General features: G+C 35.8%; 13 protein-coding genes. All 13 read right to left on the reverse strand.

The features are described from left to right. Nucleotides 1-44: 44 nt before the first annotated feature. A complete protein-coding gene (guaB, locus tag IGJ76_RS12800; RefSeq protein WP_430596655.1) occupies nt 45-1,529 on the reverse strand; it encodes an IMP dehydrogenase in 1,485 nt (494 codons plus the stop codon). A 187-nt stretch (nt 1,530-1,716) separates the two neighbouring features. Further along, on the reverse strand, nt 1,717-2,412 hold the full coding sequence (locus IGJ76_RS12805) for a DUF1129 domain-containing protein (protein WP_218658012.1): 696 nt from the start codon (nt 2,410-2,412) through the stop codon (nt 1,717-1,719). An 89-nt stretch (nt 2,413-2,501) separates the two neighbouring features. Beyond that, on the reverse strand, nt 2,502-3,602 hold the full coding sequence (gene ychF, locus IGJ76_RS12810) for a redox-regulated ATPase YchF (protein ID WP_067483682.1): 1,101 nt from the start codon (nt 3,600-3,602) through the stop codon (nt 2,502-2,504). An 8-nt stretch (nt 3,603-3,610) separates the two neighbouring features. Continuing rightward, nucleotides 3,611-3,802, reverse strand: coding sequence for a DUF951 domain-containing protein (locus tag IGJ76_RS12815; protein ID WP_067483680.1), 192 nt, complete (start codon nt 3,800-3,802; stop codon nt 3,611-3,613). A gap of 17 nt (nt 3,803-3,819) precedes the next feature. Beyond that, entirely contained in the window at nt 3,820-4,710 is an 891-nt protein-coding gene (locus tag IGJ76_RS12820) for a ParB/RepB/Spo0J family partition protein (protein WP_067483678.1), read from the reverse strand. Continuing rightward, a complete protein-coding gene (locus tag IGJ76_RS12825) occupies nt 4,697-5,464 on the reverse strand; it encodes a ParA family protein (RefSeq protein ID WP_067483676.1) in 768 nt (255 codons plus the stop codon). Before IGJ76_RS12825 ends, IGJ76_RS12820 begins: the two co-directional genes overlap by 14 nt. A gap of 11 nt (nt 5,465-5,475) precedes the next feature. Then, a complete protein-coding gene (rsmG, locus tag IGJ76_RS12830) occupies nt 5,476-6,189 on the reverse strand; it encodes a 16S rRNA (guanine(527)-N(7))-methyltransferase RsmG (protein WP_075491813.1) in 714 nt (237 codons plus the stop codon). Nucleotides 6,190-6,376: 187 nt separating this feature from the next. After that, a complete protein-coding gene (gene mnmG / locus IGJ76_RS12835) occupies nt 6,377-8,281 on the reverse strand; it encodes a tRNA uridine-5-carboxymethylaminomethyl(34) synthesis enzyme MnmG (protein WP_430596656.1) in 1,905 nt (634 codons plus the stop codon). Between the two features lie 14 nt (nt 8,282-8,295). After that, nucleotides 8,296-9,693, reverse strand: a complete 1,398-nt coding sequence (mnmE, locus tag IGJ76_RS12840; RefSeq protein WP_067483672.1) for a tRNA uridine-5-carboxymethylaminomethyl(34) synthesis GTPase MnmE — start codon at nt 9,691-9,693, stop codon at nt 8,296-8,298. Between the two features lie 442 nt (nt 9,694-10,135). Beyond that, nucleotides 10,136-10,900, reverse strand: coding sequence for an RNA-binding cell elongation regulator Jag/EloR (gene jag, locus IGJ76_RS12845; protein WP_086270524.1), 765 nt, complete (start codon nt 10,898-10,900; stop codon nt 10,136-10,138). A gap of 14 nt (nt 10,901-10,914) precedes the next feature. Continuing rightward, entirely contained in the window at nt 10,915-11,736 is an 822-nt protein-coding gene (locus IGJ76_RS12850) for a YidC/Oxa1 family membrane protein insertase (protein WP_067483668.1), read from the reverse strand. After that, complete coding sequence (gene rnpA, locus IGJ76_RS12855; RefSeq protein WP_067483666.1) at nt 11,733-12,089, reverse strand: ribonuclease P protein component; 357 nt, start codon at nt 12,087-12,089, stop codon at nt 11,733-11,735. The genes IGJ76_RS12850 and rnpA overlap by 4 nt, the downstream gene beginning before the upstream one ends. A gap of 117 nt (nt 12,090-12,206) precedes the next feature. After that, nucleotides 12,207-12,341: a 50S ribosomal protein L34 gene (gene rpmH / locus IGJ76_RS12860; RefSeq protein ID WP_002293121.1), complete on the reverse strand. Its 135-nt coding sequence runs from the start codon at nt 12,339-12,341 to the stop codon at nt 12,207-12,209. Nucleotides 12,342-12,859: the final 518 nt, after the last annotated feature.

Below are 12,859 nucleotides of genomic sequence, written 5' to 3' on the forward strand. Positions count from 1 at the left end.
TCCACCAAAATCAATTATGATTTTGGTGGAAGTTTTTCTTTTATTTATGATTCAACTGAGTAGTTTGGTGCTTCTTTAGTGATTTGAACATCATGTGGATGTGATTCTTTTAGTCCACTGCCACTCATTTGGATGAATTGTGCATCATCTCGTAGTTGTTGTAAGTTTGCAGCTCCGACATAGCCCATTCCAGATTTTAATCCACCAATCATTTGGAAGATAATATCTGCTACGCTTCCTTTATAAGCTACACGTCCTTCAATACCTTCGGGAACTAATTTATTTGCTTCATTGATACTTCCTTGGAAATAACGATCTTTTGATCCTTTTTCCATCGCACCTAATGAGCCCATTCCACGATATGTTTTGAAACGACGACCTTGGAAAATTTCGAATTCACCTGGTGATTCATCTGTTCCGGCTAGCATACTACCTAACATAACTGCATGTCCTCCAGCAGCTAGTGCTTTAACAATGTCACCTGAATATTTGATTCCGCCATCGGCAATAATTGTTTTACCATACTGACGCGCAACAGAAGCTGCATCATAAATTGCTGTCAATTGAGGAACACCGACACCTGCAACAACACGGGTTGTACAAATCGAACCAGGTCCAATACCAACTTTAACAACATCAACACCAACATCATAAAGTGCTTTCGTTGCTTCAGCAGTTGCTACATTTCCAGCAATCAGTGTTGCTGCTGGGAAAGTTTCACGAATTTCTTTAATCTTGCGAATTACACCTGCACTGTGTCCATGAGCTGTATCAATAATGATTGCATCTACACCAGCAGTTAACAATGCATCAGCACGTTCAAAAGTATCGCTTGTTACGCCTACAGCAGCAGCAACTAATAAACGACCATGTTCATCTTTCGCAGCATTAGGAAATTCGATGACTTTTTCAATATCTTTGATAGTAATCAAGCCACTTAAACGACCATCTTCATCGACGATTGGTAATTTCTCAATTTTGTATTTTTGTAAAATTTTCTCTGCATCTTTTAGAGAAGTTCCTTCTGGGGCAACAACTAAGTTATCCTTTGTCATCACATCGTCAATCGGAATATGATAATCTGTTACGAAACGCATATCACGGTTAGTAATGATTCCTACTAATTTTCTATTTTCCAAAGTTTCAACAATTGGAACACCACTAATTCGATATTTACTCATTAATTCTTCAGCATCAGCAACTAGATGTTGTGGTGTTAAAAAGAATGGGTCAATGATGACGCCACTTTCTGAACGTTTTACTTTGCGAACTTCTTCTGCTTGTTGGTCAATTGTCATGTTCTTATGAATAACACCTAGACCACCCTGACGAGCCATCGCAATTGCCATCTTACTATCAGTTACTGTATCCATGCTTGCGCTCATAATTGGAATATTTAACTTAATGTTTTTTGCTAGTTGTATGCTCATATCCACTTCGTTTGGTAACACGTGACTTTCTGCTGGTATCAATAAGACATCATCAAAAGTAAAACCTTTTTTCGTGAACTTTGTTTCCCAGTTGGACATTGTTAGTACCACTCCTCTAATTTAGTTTATCTATTAAAATAAGCGATTTTATCCTTTAAGTCAATAACTAAGAAGCAACTGCTGCTTTATTTCTCATAAAACAAAGATTTTATTTTGATTATTCTCATTGTTAAGAAAGAAAATAAAAAAAAACAACGCACGAATAATTTCGTACGTTGCTTGCTAATTATCTTCTTGGAACAGATAGACTGCCCACGATTTCATATTTTTTCTTCAAGTAGTAACGTAGTGCTAATGCTGCTGCACCAATCACAATTACTACAATTGGATTTAACACTGGGTTAAGAACTGGTGGAAGTAACGTTGTCGCTGAGAATGCGATTACCCACACAAGTGTTGAACCACCTAAAATCAATAATGTTTTTAACATTCCTGGTTTCTTGCTTCTATCTGCACCTGGATATTCATATTGATAAATATATTTATACATCATATAAAATACCCAACCACCGATAGCTGATCCAAACAGAAGTGTTGAGATTCCATAAGCTGGAGCTGTTTCACGTGAAAAGAAACCTGTAATTGCAATCATGATACTCAATAAACCTAATAACAATAATGTATTATCTAACCACATCAAAACTGGTGTAGAAGATTTTTTAGGTGCTACTGGCTTACTAATAATTGATTCTGTTCGCTCAGAAACTGTTCCAAAAAGCTGACGTGCAGTTTTGCCGCCTTTTTGTTCTTTCACCAAGACAGGTAACATATCATGAAGCGCATTAACTTTCTCTGCCTCAGATAAGTTTGCTGCTTCTAAAGATTTTTTCAAATCAAAAATATACTGTTGGTTTCGCTTCGTTAATTGTGTTTCTAAATTATTATTTTCTTTCACCATTTCACGTAATTGCTCTGGTTCCATGATCTAGTAGTCCTCCTTAGCCGTTAGTTTGCTTAACGGTCGTCACAAAAAATATTTTAACATATTTTTAGCAAACTATGATAGCCCTTTTATACATTAAAACGGAACAACATAACGTCTCCATCTTGTACAATGTACTCTTTACCTTCTAAACGAACACGTCCAGCTTCTTTAGCTGCATGCATATTTCCATATTTATTCAAATCATCGAATGAAACTGTTTCTGCACGAATAAAGCCACGTTCAAAGTCCGTATGGATAATTCCAGCTGCTTGTGGTGCCTTGATTCCTTTTCTGAAAGTCCAAGCACGCACTTCTTGCTCACCTGCTGTGAAATAAGTTGCTAATCCAAGTAATCCGTAGGCTGCACGAATCAATTGATCTAAACCAGATTCTTCAATTCCTAAAGCTTCTAAGAATTCTGCTTTGTCTTCTTCATCTAGTTCAGCAATTTCTTCTTCTGCTCGGGCACAAACTACGATAACTTCAGCATTTTCTTCTGCTGCAAAATTGCGCACTTCTTGAACATAATGATTTGATTCTGCATCAGCAACATCATCTTCTGATACGTTCGCCACATATAAAATAGGTTTAGTTGTCAGTAAAAATAGACTCTTAACGATTTTTTGTTCTTCTTCCGTAAATTCGATTGAACGGGCAGAACGGCCTTCTTCTAAAACTGGTTTGATTTTATCCAACACAGCTAACTCTGCCACAGCTTCTTTGTCTTTTGTTTTTGCTACTTTAGCCACACGTGTATAACGTTTAGTAATTGATTCTAAATCAGCTAAAACCAACTCTAAGTTGATTGTATCAATGTCGCCTAAAGGATCTACACGACCTTCAACATGGGTGATGTTATCGTCATCAAAACAACGAACAACATGACAAATTGCATCTACTTGGCGAATATGGCTTAAAAATTTATTTCCTAATCCTTCACCTTTACTTGCGCCCTTAACGATACCGGCAATATCAGTAAATTCAAATGTCGTTGGTACAGTTTTTTTCGGTTGTACAAGTTCTGTTAAGCGTTGTAAACGCCAGTCTGGTACTTCAACCATTCCAATGTTTGGATCAATTGTTGCAAAAGGATAGTTCGCTGCTTCTGCTCCAGCTTTTGTAATTGCATTAAATAAAGTTGATTTTCCTACGTTGGGTAAGCCAACGATTCCAGCAGTCAATGCCATAAATTAATTCACTCTTTCTTTGCCTTTTTTTCAAGTATTTTTTTTAGTTTTTTTTCAAAATCGCGACGTGTCATCATCACGATATGGCCACAGTTCACACATTTAATTTTGATGTCTGCTCCCATACGAATGATTTCCCAACGATTTGTTTGACAAGCATGAGGTTTTTTCATTTCAACAATATCGCCTAAATCATACATAAAATAGCCTCCTGTTTCTACTCTTCATCAAATTGAATGTTAAGAATATCAAGAATTCTTGTTAAATCGTTTTGTGAAAGATACTCAATTTCAATTTTTCCTTTGCCATCTTTTTCTTGAATCGCAACACTCGTACCAAATTTATCCATCAAACGATCTTCGCTTTCACGAATGTAATAAGGTTTTTCTTTTGCCAAACGTGGGATTTTTTTCTTTTCTTTCCCATCATTTTGATTTAATTCAGACACTGTTTGTTCTAATTGACGAACAGTTAAGTTTTCAGATACTACACGATTAGCTAATTTCAAAATAAGATCTTTATTTTTTAGACCTAATAAGGTTCTAGCTTGTCCCATTGATAAACGGTGATCTTGAACCATTTCCTTCACTAGATCTGGTAAAGACAACAATCGTAAGTAGTTCGCAATGTAAGGACGACTTTTCCCTAAACGGCTGGCTACTTCTGCTTGTGTCAAATTCAAATTCTTCATCAGCATTTCGTAAGCTTCTGCTTCTTCTAAAGGATTTAAATCTTCTCGTTGCAAGTTTTCTAAAACAGCAACCTGCATCATTGCTTCTTCATTGAATTCTCGTACAATTGCTGGAATTGTTTCTTTTTCAGCTAATTTTGAAGCACGAAAACGTCGCTCACCAGCGATAATTTCATACCCTTTTACCGTAGATCTTCTAACAATAATTGGTTGAAACACACCCGATTGTTCAATTGAATTAGCTAGCTCCTGTAGAGATACTTCTTCAAACGTTTTTCGTGGTTGATAAGGATTAGGACGTAGCTCGTTCAAAGGTAATTGAATAACTGCTTCGTCTTTTACATCAACACTTTCTAAATTTTCTAAATCCTGAAATAGCGCGTTGATTCCTCGACCTAGGCCTTTATTTTTCTTCACGATCAACCACTTCCTTTGCCAATGCTTGGTAAACTTCTGCTCCTCGAGAACGTGGATCGTAGTCAATAATTGGTAGACCATGACTTGGTGCTTCTGATAAACGAACATTTCTTGGAATAATCGTATCATAGACTTTTTCACGGAAATACTTACGAACTTCTTCCACAACTTCTGTCCCAAGGTTCGTTCTTGCATCATACATCGTTAATAAAACGCCAGCAATTTCTAAGTCGGGGTTAAAATGTTTTTGTACTAAACGAACGGTATTAAGTAATTGGCTTAAGCCTTCTAAAGCATAATACTCACACTGGACAGGTATTAAAATTGCATCACTAGCAGTAAAAGAATTGATTGTTAAGTGACCTAAAGAAGGCGGGCAATCAATCAAAATATAATCATATTGATTCTTTACTTCTGCTAAAGAACCTTTTAATCGAGATTCTCTAGCCATCATAGAAGTTAATTCAATTTCTGCTCCAGCTAATTGGAGAGTAGCAGGCACGATATTTAAATTTTCATGTTCTGTTACAATCGTTGCTTCTGCAATTGGCAATTCATTCACCAATACATCGTAAATGTCTTGCTTAACATCCGGTTTTCGGACACCCACACCGCTAGTAGCATTTCCTTGCGCATCCATATCAACTAAGAGTACTTTTTTTCCTAGGCTAGCAAGACAAGCACCTAGATTAACTGTAGTTGTCGTTTTACCAACTCCACCTTTTTGGTTTGCAACAGATATAATTTGTGCCATCTCTTCTCCTCCTACTTAATGGGTTGCTTATTAGGCAATCCAGGTTTTCTTGGATATTTTTTTGGTGTGACTTTTTTCTTTTCTATAGTAAGAATATGACGTTGATCCGAAATTTTTGGCAGATCAACTGCTGTCTCCTTGATAAATTTACCACCCAAGATAGCAATTGCATGTTTTGCTTCAGTCAATTCTTCTTCACTTTTAGCAGCTTTTAATGCATAAAAATGACCACCTAACTTGACTAGTGGCATACATAATTCTGCCAATACGTTTAATCTAGCAACAGCTCTTGCAGTAACTAAGTCAAAAGATTCACGAAATTCTATGTTTTGCCCAAATGTTTCTGCGCGATCATGGTATAAAGAAGCACTAATACCTAATAAGTTAGTTAATTCTGTTAAGAAAGTAATTCGTTTATTTAATGAGTCAACAATTGTAATTTGTAGCTCTGGAAAAACAATTTTTAATGGAATACTTGGAAAGCCTGCGCCTGATCCAACATCACACAAAGAAAGCTTCTCGGTAAAGTCAACTTCAAAAGCCAGTGTCAGTGAATCATAAAAATGTTTCAAATACACTTCATTTTCATCTGTAATAGCTGTTAAATTCATTTTTTCATTCCACTCAACTAGTGTTTTAAAATACGTGGCAAATTGCTCCATCTGATGATCTGATAAATGAATTTGTTTTTCTGCTAATGCTTGGCGAAATTCTTCTGGTGTCATAATTAGTCCTTTCATTGTGAAACAGAAATTGTTTCACAGAATCTTCTCCTACTTTAACGCAATTTTCTTTTTCTTGCAATGCTTCCTTGGACAATCTTAAAAAAATTCGCACTAAAAAACGAACAAAAAAGAACTCGAGCAAGTATATAAATTATTACAGCTCAAGTTCTCTTTTTATTTTAAAAATTTATTGGGCAGATGCGTTAACTTTCGCAATCTTCCCCTGTTCGATATAGACCATCAGAATACTCAAATCGGCAGGATTTACACCACTAATTCGACTTGCTTGCGCAATTGTTTCAGGTTGAATTTTTTGTAATTTTTGTTTTGCTTCTGTAGCTAAACCATTGATTGCTGCGTAGTCGATATTTTTTGGAATTTTTTTAGCTTCCATACGTTTTAATTTTTCAACTTTTTCCATGGCTTTTTTGATGTAACCTTCATATTTAATTTGAATTTCAACTTGTTCAATTTCTTTATGTGTCAGTGCATCATTTTCTGGAATAAATTTTAACAAATCTGCGTAAGAAATCTCTGGACGTTTCAAGAAATCACTTGCCAAGACACCATCTTTTAATGGTGCTGCTTCAATGCTACTCAAGAAAGCTTGGACTTCCTCTGTTGGCTTGATTCGAATGCTCATTAATCGTTTAATTTCTTGCTCAACCGCTGCTTTCTTCGATAGGTAAGAATCATATTGTTCTTCTTTTACTAATCCAATTTGATGACCCATTTCAGTCAAACGTAAATCTGCATTGTCATGTCGTAAAATCAAACGATACTCGGCACGAGAAGTAAGTAAACGATAAGGTTCATTTGTTCCTTTTGTCACCAAATCATCAATCATCACACCAATATAGCCATCACTACGTTTAATTACGAAAGGATCTTTTTCTTGGACTTTTAATGATGCATTGATTCCAGCAATCAGACCTTGACCTGCCGCTTCCTCATACCCACTTGTTCCGTTTGTTTGACCAGCTGTATACAAGTTTTCAATTACTTTTGTTTCAAGTGTTGGACGTAATTGATGTGGCTCAATGACATCATACTCAATGGCATATCCCGTACGCATCATTTCCACTTTTTCCAAACCAGCAATTGAATGCAATACATCTACTTGAACATCTTCTGGTAACGATGTGGATAGCCCTTGGACGTATACTTCTTCTGTATTTAATCCTTCTGGCTCTAAAAACAATTGGTGACGTGGTTTATCAGCAAAGCGAACAATTTTATCTTCAATTGAAGGGCAGTAACGTGCGCCCACACCTTCAACAATTCCAGTAAACATCGGTGCACGATGTAAATTGTCACGAATAATTTGATGCGTTGATTCACCAGTGTAAGTTAACCAACAAGGCTCTTGATCAATTTTATATGCACTATCAGGTGTGCTAAAACTAAAATGATTAGGTTTTTCATCACCAGGTTGTTCTTCTGTGACTGAATAATCAATTGTACTTGATTTTACACGTGGTGGTGTTCCTGTTTTAAATCGTTCAATCTTAAACCCTAATTCCTTTAGATTATTGGCTAAGCCTACTGATGGCTGTGAGTTATTTGGACCTGATGAATATTTTAATTCACCAATAATAATTTCACCACGAAGAGCTGTTCCAGCTGTGATAACAACAGCTTTCGCGCTATAACGTGCGCCTGTAGAGGTAACGACGCCACGACAAACACCCTCTTCAACAATTATTTCTTCAACAATTCCTTGTCGTAGCGTCAAATTAGGTTCTTTTTCAATGGTATGTTTCATTTCTGAGGCATAGGCATGCTTGTCAGCTTGTGCGCGCAAAGCACGAACTGCAGGTCCTTTTCCGGTATTCAACATTCTCATTTGAATGTACGTTTTGTCAATATTTTTTCCCATTTCTCCGCCTAAAGCATCAATCTCACGAACAACCACTCCTTTAGCTGGTCCGCCTACTGATGGATTACAAGGCATAAATGCAACCATATCCAAATTAATTGTTAATAGCAATGTTTTCGATCCTAGTCTAGCCGAGGCTAACGCTGCTTCAGATCCAGCATGCCCTGCTCCAACAACGATGACATCATACGACTCTGCTTGATATTGATTCAAAAGATGTTCCTCCTCTATTTTCCTAAACAAAATTGACTAAATAACTGTGTTATCAATTCATCTTGGACACTATCTCCAACTACTTCTCCAAGATAGTCCCAACAACGTGTCATATCGATTTGAACTAAATCAACAGGCATACCAGCCTCTATTCCTGTGACCACTTCATCTAATGAAATAGCTGCTTTTTCTAATAATGCGATATGTCGCGTATTTGAAACATAAGTTGCATCTTTCTCGCCTGTTTTCCCACCGAAAAACAGTTCAGTAATAGCGAGTTCTAATTGATCCAAACCATCATTGTTTGTGACTGAAACTGGAAAAACAGGTTCATGATTAATAAATGTTGCTAGTTTATCTAGTTCAATTTTTGCGGGTAGATCAGTTTTATTTAAAAGAATGATTCTCTTTAATCCACTGGTTGCTTCTAATAATTGTTCATCTTCTGCTGTTAGAGCTTCACTTTGATTTAAAACTAATAAAATCAAATCAGATTCAGACAAAGCTTTTCTACTTCTTTCTACACCAATTCGTTCTACAACATCATCCGTCTCACGAATTCCAGCTGTATCAATCAATTTCAAAGGTACCCCCCGAACATTGACATATTCTTCAATCACATCACGTGTCGTTCCGGCAATATCAGTTACAATTGCTTTTTCTTCTCGCAATAAATGATTTAGCAAACTTGATTTCCCTACGTTAGGGCGTCCAATAATTGCTGTGCTTAGCCCTTCTCGTAAAACTTTTCCTTGTTTTGAAGTTGCCAATAGCTCTTCAATTTTTTGATGAACCATTTGCGCTTTTTCAAGTAATAATTTAGTTGTCATTTCTTCAACATCATCATATTCTGGATAATCAATATTGACTTCAACTTGTGCTAACGTTTCTAAAATTTCTTGGCGCAATGCACGAATTAATGAAGAAAGATTTCCATCTAATTGATTAATTGCTAGGTCCATTGCCTTATCTGTTTTTGCACGAATTAAATCCATGACAGCTTCTGCTTGTGACAAATCCACCCGTCCATTTAAAAATGCACGCTTTGTAAATTCTCCTGGCTCCGCTAGACGCGCACCCTCTCTAAGTAAAAGCTGAAGTACCTGATTGACTACAACAATCCCACCATGACAATTAATTTCAACCACATCTTCACGAGTAAAAGTTTTCGGTGCTAACATTACTGAGACCATCACTTCATCCACTAGATGATTATCTTTTGGATCAGCTATATGACCATAATGAATCGTGTGGCTAGGTACTTCGAGTAAAGTTTTTGTTCCACTACGATAAACTTTATTGGCAATTTGAACTGCATGATCACCACTCAAGCGTACAATACTAATTGCACCTTCACCTGGTGGCGTTGAGATTGCTGCGATTGTGTCAAACTCCAAAGTAATTTCAGCCATTTTTTCACTTCTCCTTTAATTTTACGCACAAAAAAAGCGCCCACTCCACCCTTTACATAAAAAGGTGAACTTAGCACTTTGACTGCTTGTTCTTGATTAAATTCTTGTCATAGACTATCACATTTCTAAAAATGAATCAAGTTCTTTTGATTGACTAGTCTCTAACCTTATTTTTAAGCAAAAAAGTACAAAGCAAATGCCTTGTACTTCTTTTTATCAAAGTTAGACTACTACGATCGTATACTTCGATAAGAATGATTTCTAGTAAAATATACTTGGTTTAAAAAATTTTGTCAATCTGATTTTATTTCTTCACACCATTTAGCCATAAAAAAATTATTTTAGTGTTCTTTTTTTTATTATCTTCTATATATAGAAACAAAAAAGGAAATGTCACAAGTCAACTGACTTCTGACATTTCCTTTTTGATTTTTATTTCACTTTAATAGAATCTTTTTGCTGGCTCAACAACTAAATATCGATAAGGCTCTTCACCTTCAGAGTGTGTTTTTACTCCGTCATTTTTACTTAGTGCTGCATGAATCTGTTTTCGTTCAAAAGCCGGCATTGGTTCTAAAAATACTGGCTGACCTGTACGAATGACTTTATCAGCTGTTCGCTCAGCTAAACGCTGAATAATTTCTTGGCGCTTTTCACGGTAGTTTCCTACATTAACAACAATTGATAATTTGTTTGTAGCCACCCGATGGATAAATACTTGTGCTAAATACTGCAAAGCATTCAGTGTCTTCCCATGTTTACCAATTAAAATTCCTTGTTTTTGTGTTTCTAAGTGAAAAACAACTAAGTTTGCTTCTCTCTCCATTTTTACCAGAGCAGGCGCGTCCAAATGTTTAGAAATTTCAGTAAGATAAAGTGCCAATTCCGTTAAAGCTGCTTCATCATCCAAGTCACTTAATTCTTGTTCTACTGAACTTTCTTCTGACTCTACTTCAAATTCATCAATCACTGTGATTTCTACAGGAGTTTCTTCTAGAACGTCTTCAACTGTTTCTTCCACTACTTCTGAAATAGTTTCACTAACAGATGGCTCAATAGACACTTGAGCATCTTTACGGCCCATTCCAAGGAAACCTTTTTTTCCTTCGTCAAGTATCTCAAGTTCAACTTGATCTTTAGTCAAACCTAACTGATTCAAACCATTTTGAATGGCTTCATCTACTGTTGCAGCTTTATAAATCGGCATTAGCATTACCTCCCTTATTTTTTACGTTTTTTCTTAGGACTTGTGGCTTTTTTCAACGCTTTTTCTTTTTCACGAATCTTCATTGCTACTTCTTCACGTTCTTTACGGATCTTAAACGGATTATTAATCAACAATGTCTGAACAACTTGAAAGGCATTTGAAACTACCCAGTATAATGAAAGACCACTTGCTAAGTTAACACCCATAACTAAAATCATCACTGGCATAGCAAAACTCATAATTTTTGTTGTTGGGTTTGACTCAATTTGACTCATACTAGATAAGTAAGTACTTGCAAAAGTAAAAATTGCAGCTAAAATTGGCAAAATAAATGTTGGATCTGCTTCACCTAAATTAAGCCAAAGAAAATGTCCCTGTTTTAATTCTGGTACACGAGAAATTGATTGCCATAATGCCATCAAGATTGGCATTTGTACCAACAAAGGAAGACATCCAGCGTATGGATTTACACCATTTTCAGCGTAAAGCCGTTGTTGTTCTTCTCTCAATTTGCTTTGAGTCTCAGGATCTTTAGAAGAATATTTCTGTTGTAGCTCTTTTAATTTCGGTTGAACTTCTTGTGTTTTGCGCATACTTTTTGTTTGAAAATGCATTAATGGTAATAAAATTACCCGAATCACTAATGTAAATAGAATAATCCCGATTCCAGCATTCCCAAATGATAAGCCTTTAATCGCTTGAGCAAAATTATAAACAATGTAGCGATCCCAAATTCCTGTACTTTGTGCACTCACTTCTCCAGTTCCACAACCAGACAAGATGACAACTAAACTAATTATGCCAGCCATCAAAAGTAAACGTTTGTATTTCTTCACGTACTCGTTACCTCTCTATCGATTATTTTTGCAAGCTTTAAGACATGGACTAAATTTGAGCGAATCTCATCGTAAGTCAGTCCTTTAACACTTGGTCTTGCAATTACAATAAAGTCTAATTCTGGATCGATTTCATCTTTAAAAGAATAAATCGCTGCACGAATCTTTCTTTTTACATCATTGCGGGAGACTGCATTTCCAACTTTTTTACCTACTGAAAGTCCTACTCTAAAATGAGGTTGGTCTTTTTTATCTAATCGGTAAACAACAAACTTACGGTTAGCAAAGGAAGCCCCTGTTTTAAAGACGGCTTGAAACTCTCGTTCTTTTTTTACTCGATACGCTTTTTTCATTAGTTTTCTTTCCTTTTCTATCTCTCACTTACGTGAACCATCATACCATATTTACTGTTATCAGTTCATCATTTCCCTAAAAAAGGGCATAAAAAAAACCACTGAAACCCCAGTGGCCTAAGCTGAAAGAACTTTTCTTCCTTTACGACGACGGCTTGCTAAAACACGACGTCCATTTTTAGTACTCATACGTTTACGGAATCCGTGAACTTTTTGACGTTTACGTTTATTTGGTTGGTATGTTCTTTTCATGTATTCCACCTCCAAAATTTCTTATCTAATTATAAACACAGACATACTTTGATAGTATACCGACTAGAATGCTGTTTTGTCAATATAAAATAATATTAACTCTCTTAAAACTTATCCACAACATTATTTTTTGCTGTGTGATTTTTTTGTGGAAAAAGTTATCAACAACAATTATCCACAATTTTTTTAGCCCATTTTTTACACAGAATAAACACATGTAAAAAAAGAAATCCACAGACTCTCTCTTTTCTGTGAATTGTTTATTCAATCACTTATAAATATTACCTTTTTTATCCACACTTGCTTGTTAAAAACTTTTTTATTAGCTGACTTATCCACCTGTTGATTACTCCTGTGGATAAACTTTTTCCTCTCTTGTGATTTTCTTTTTTTTTCTGACGTGGATTTTGTGGATAATACAAATAAATTTATTTTTTTCTTTTCTTTCTGTGGAAAACTATCTGAAAAAATGCTAAATTAGTACTAGTTATTCACTTTTTAATGAAGGAGGAAGCCTT

Origin of the sequence: Enterococcus sp. DIV0175, from assembly GCF_050529075.1 — a bacterium.
Taxonomy (GTDB): Bacteria; Bacillota; Bacilli; order Lactobacillales; family Enterococcaceae; genus Enterococcus_B; species Enterococcus_B thailandicus.

What these genes read in the sequence shown, in the direction of transcription:
- guaB (WP_430596655.1), bottom strand. Translation starts at nt 1,529, where the DNA reads ATGTCCAACTGGGAAACAAAGTTCACGAAAAAAGGTTTTACTTTTGAT.
- IGJ76_RS12805 (WP_218658012.1), bottom strand. Translation starts at nt 2,412, where the DNA reads ATGGAACCAGAGCAATTACGTGAAATGGTGAAAGAAAATAATAATTTA.
- ychF (WP_067483682.1), bottom strand. Translation starts at nt 3,602, where the DNA reads ATGGCATTGACTGCTGGAATCGTTGGCTTACCCAACGTAGGAAAATCA.
- IGJ76_RS12815 (WP_067483680.1), bottom strand. Translation starts at nt 3,802, where the DNA reads ATGTATGATTTAGGCGATATTGTTGAAATGAAAAAACCTCATGCTTGT.
- IGJ76_RS12825 (WP_067483676.1), bottom strand. Translation starts at nt 5,464, where the DNA reads ATGGCACAAATTATATCTGTTGCAAACCAAAAAGGTGGAGTTGGTAAA.
- rsmG (WP_075491813.1), bottom strand. Translation starts at nt 6,189, where the DNA reads ATGACACCAGAAGAATTTCGCCAAGCATTAGCAGAAAAACAAATTCAT.
- mnmE (WP_067483672.1), bottom strand. Translation starts at nt 9,693, where the DNA reads ATGGCTGAAATTACTTTGGAGTTTGACACAATCGCAGCAATCTCAACG.
- jag (WP_086270524.1), bottom strand. Translation starts at nt 10,900, where the DNA reads ATGCCGATTTATAAAGCTGCAACAGTAGATGAAGCCATTCAAAATGGT.
- rnpA (WP_067483666.1), bottom strand. Translation starts at nt 12,089, where the DNA reads ATGAAAAAAGCGTATCGAGTAAAAAAAGAACGAGAGTTTCAAGCCGTC.
- rpmH (WP_002293121.1), bottom strand. Translation starts at nt 12,341, where the DNA reads ATGAAAAGAACATACCAACCAAATAAACGTAAACGTCAAAAAGTTCAC.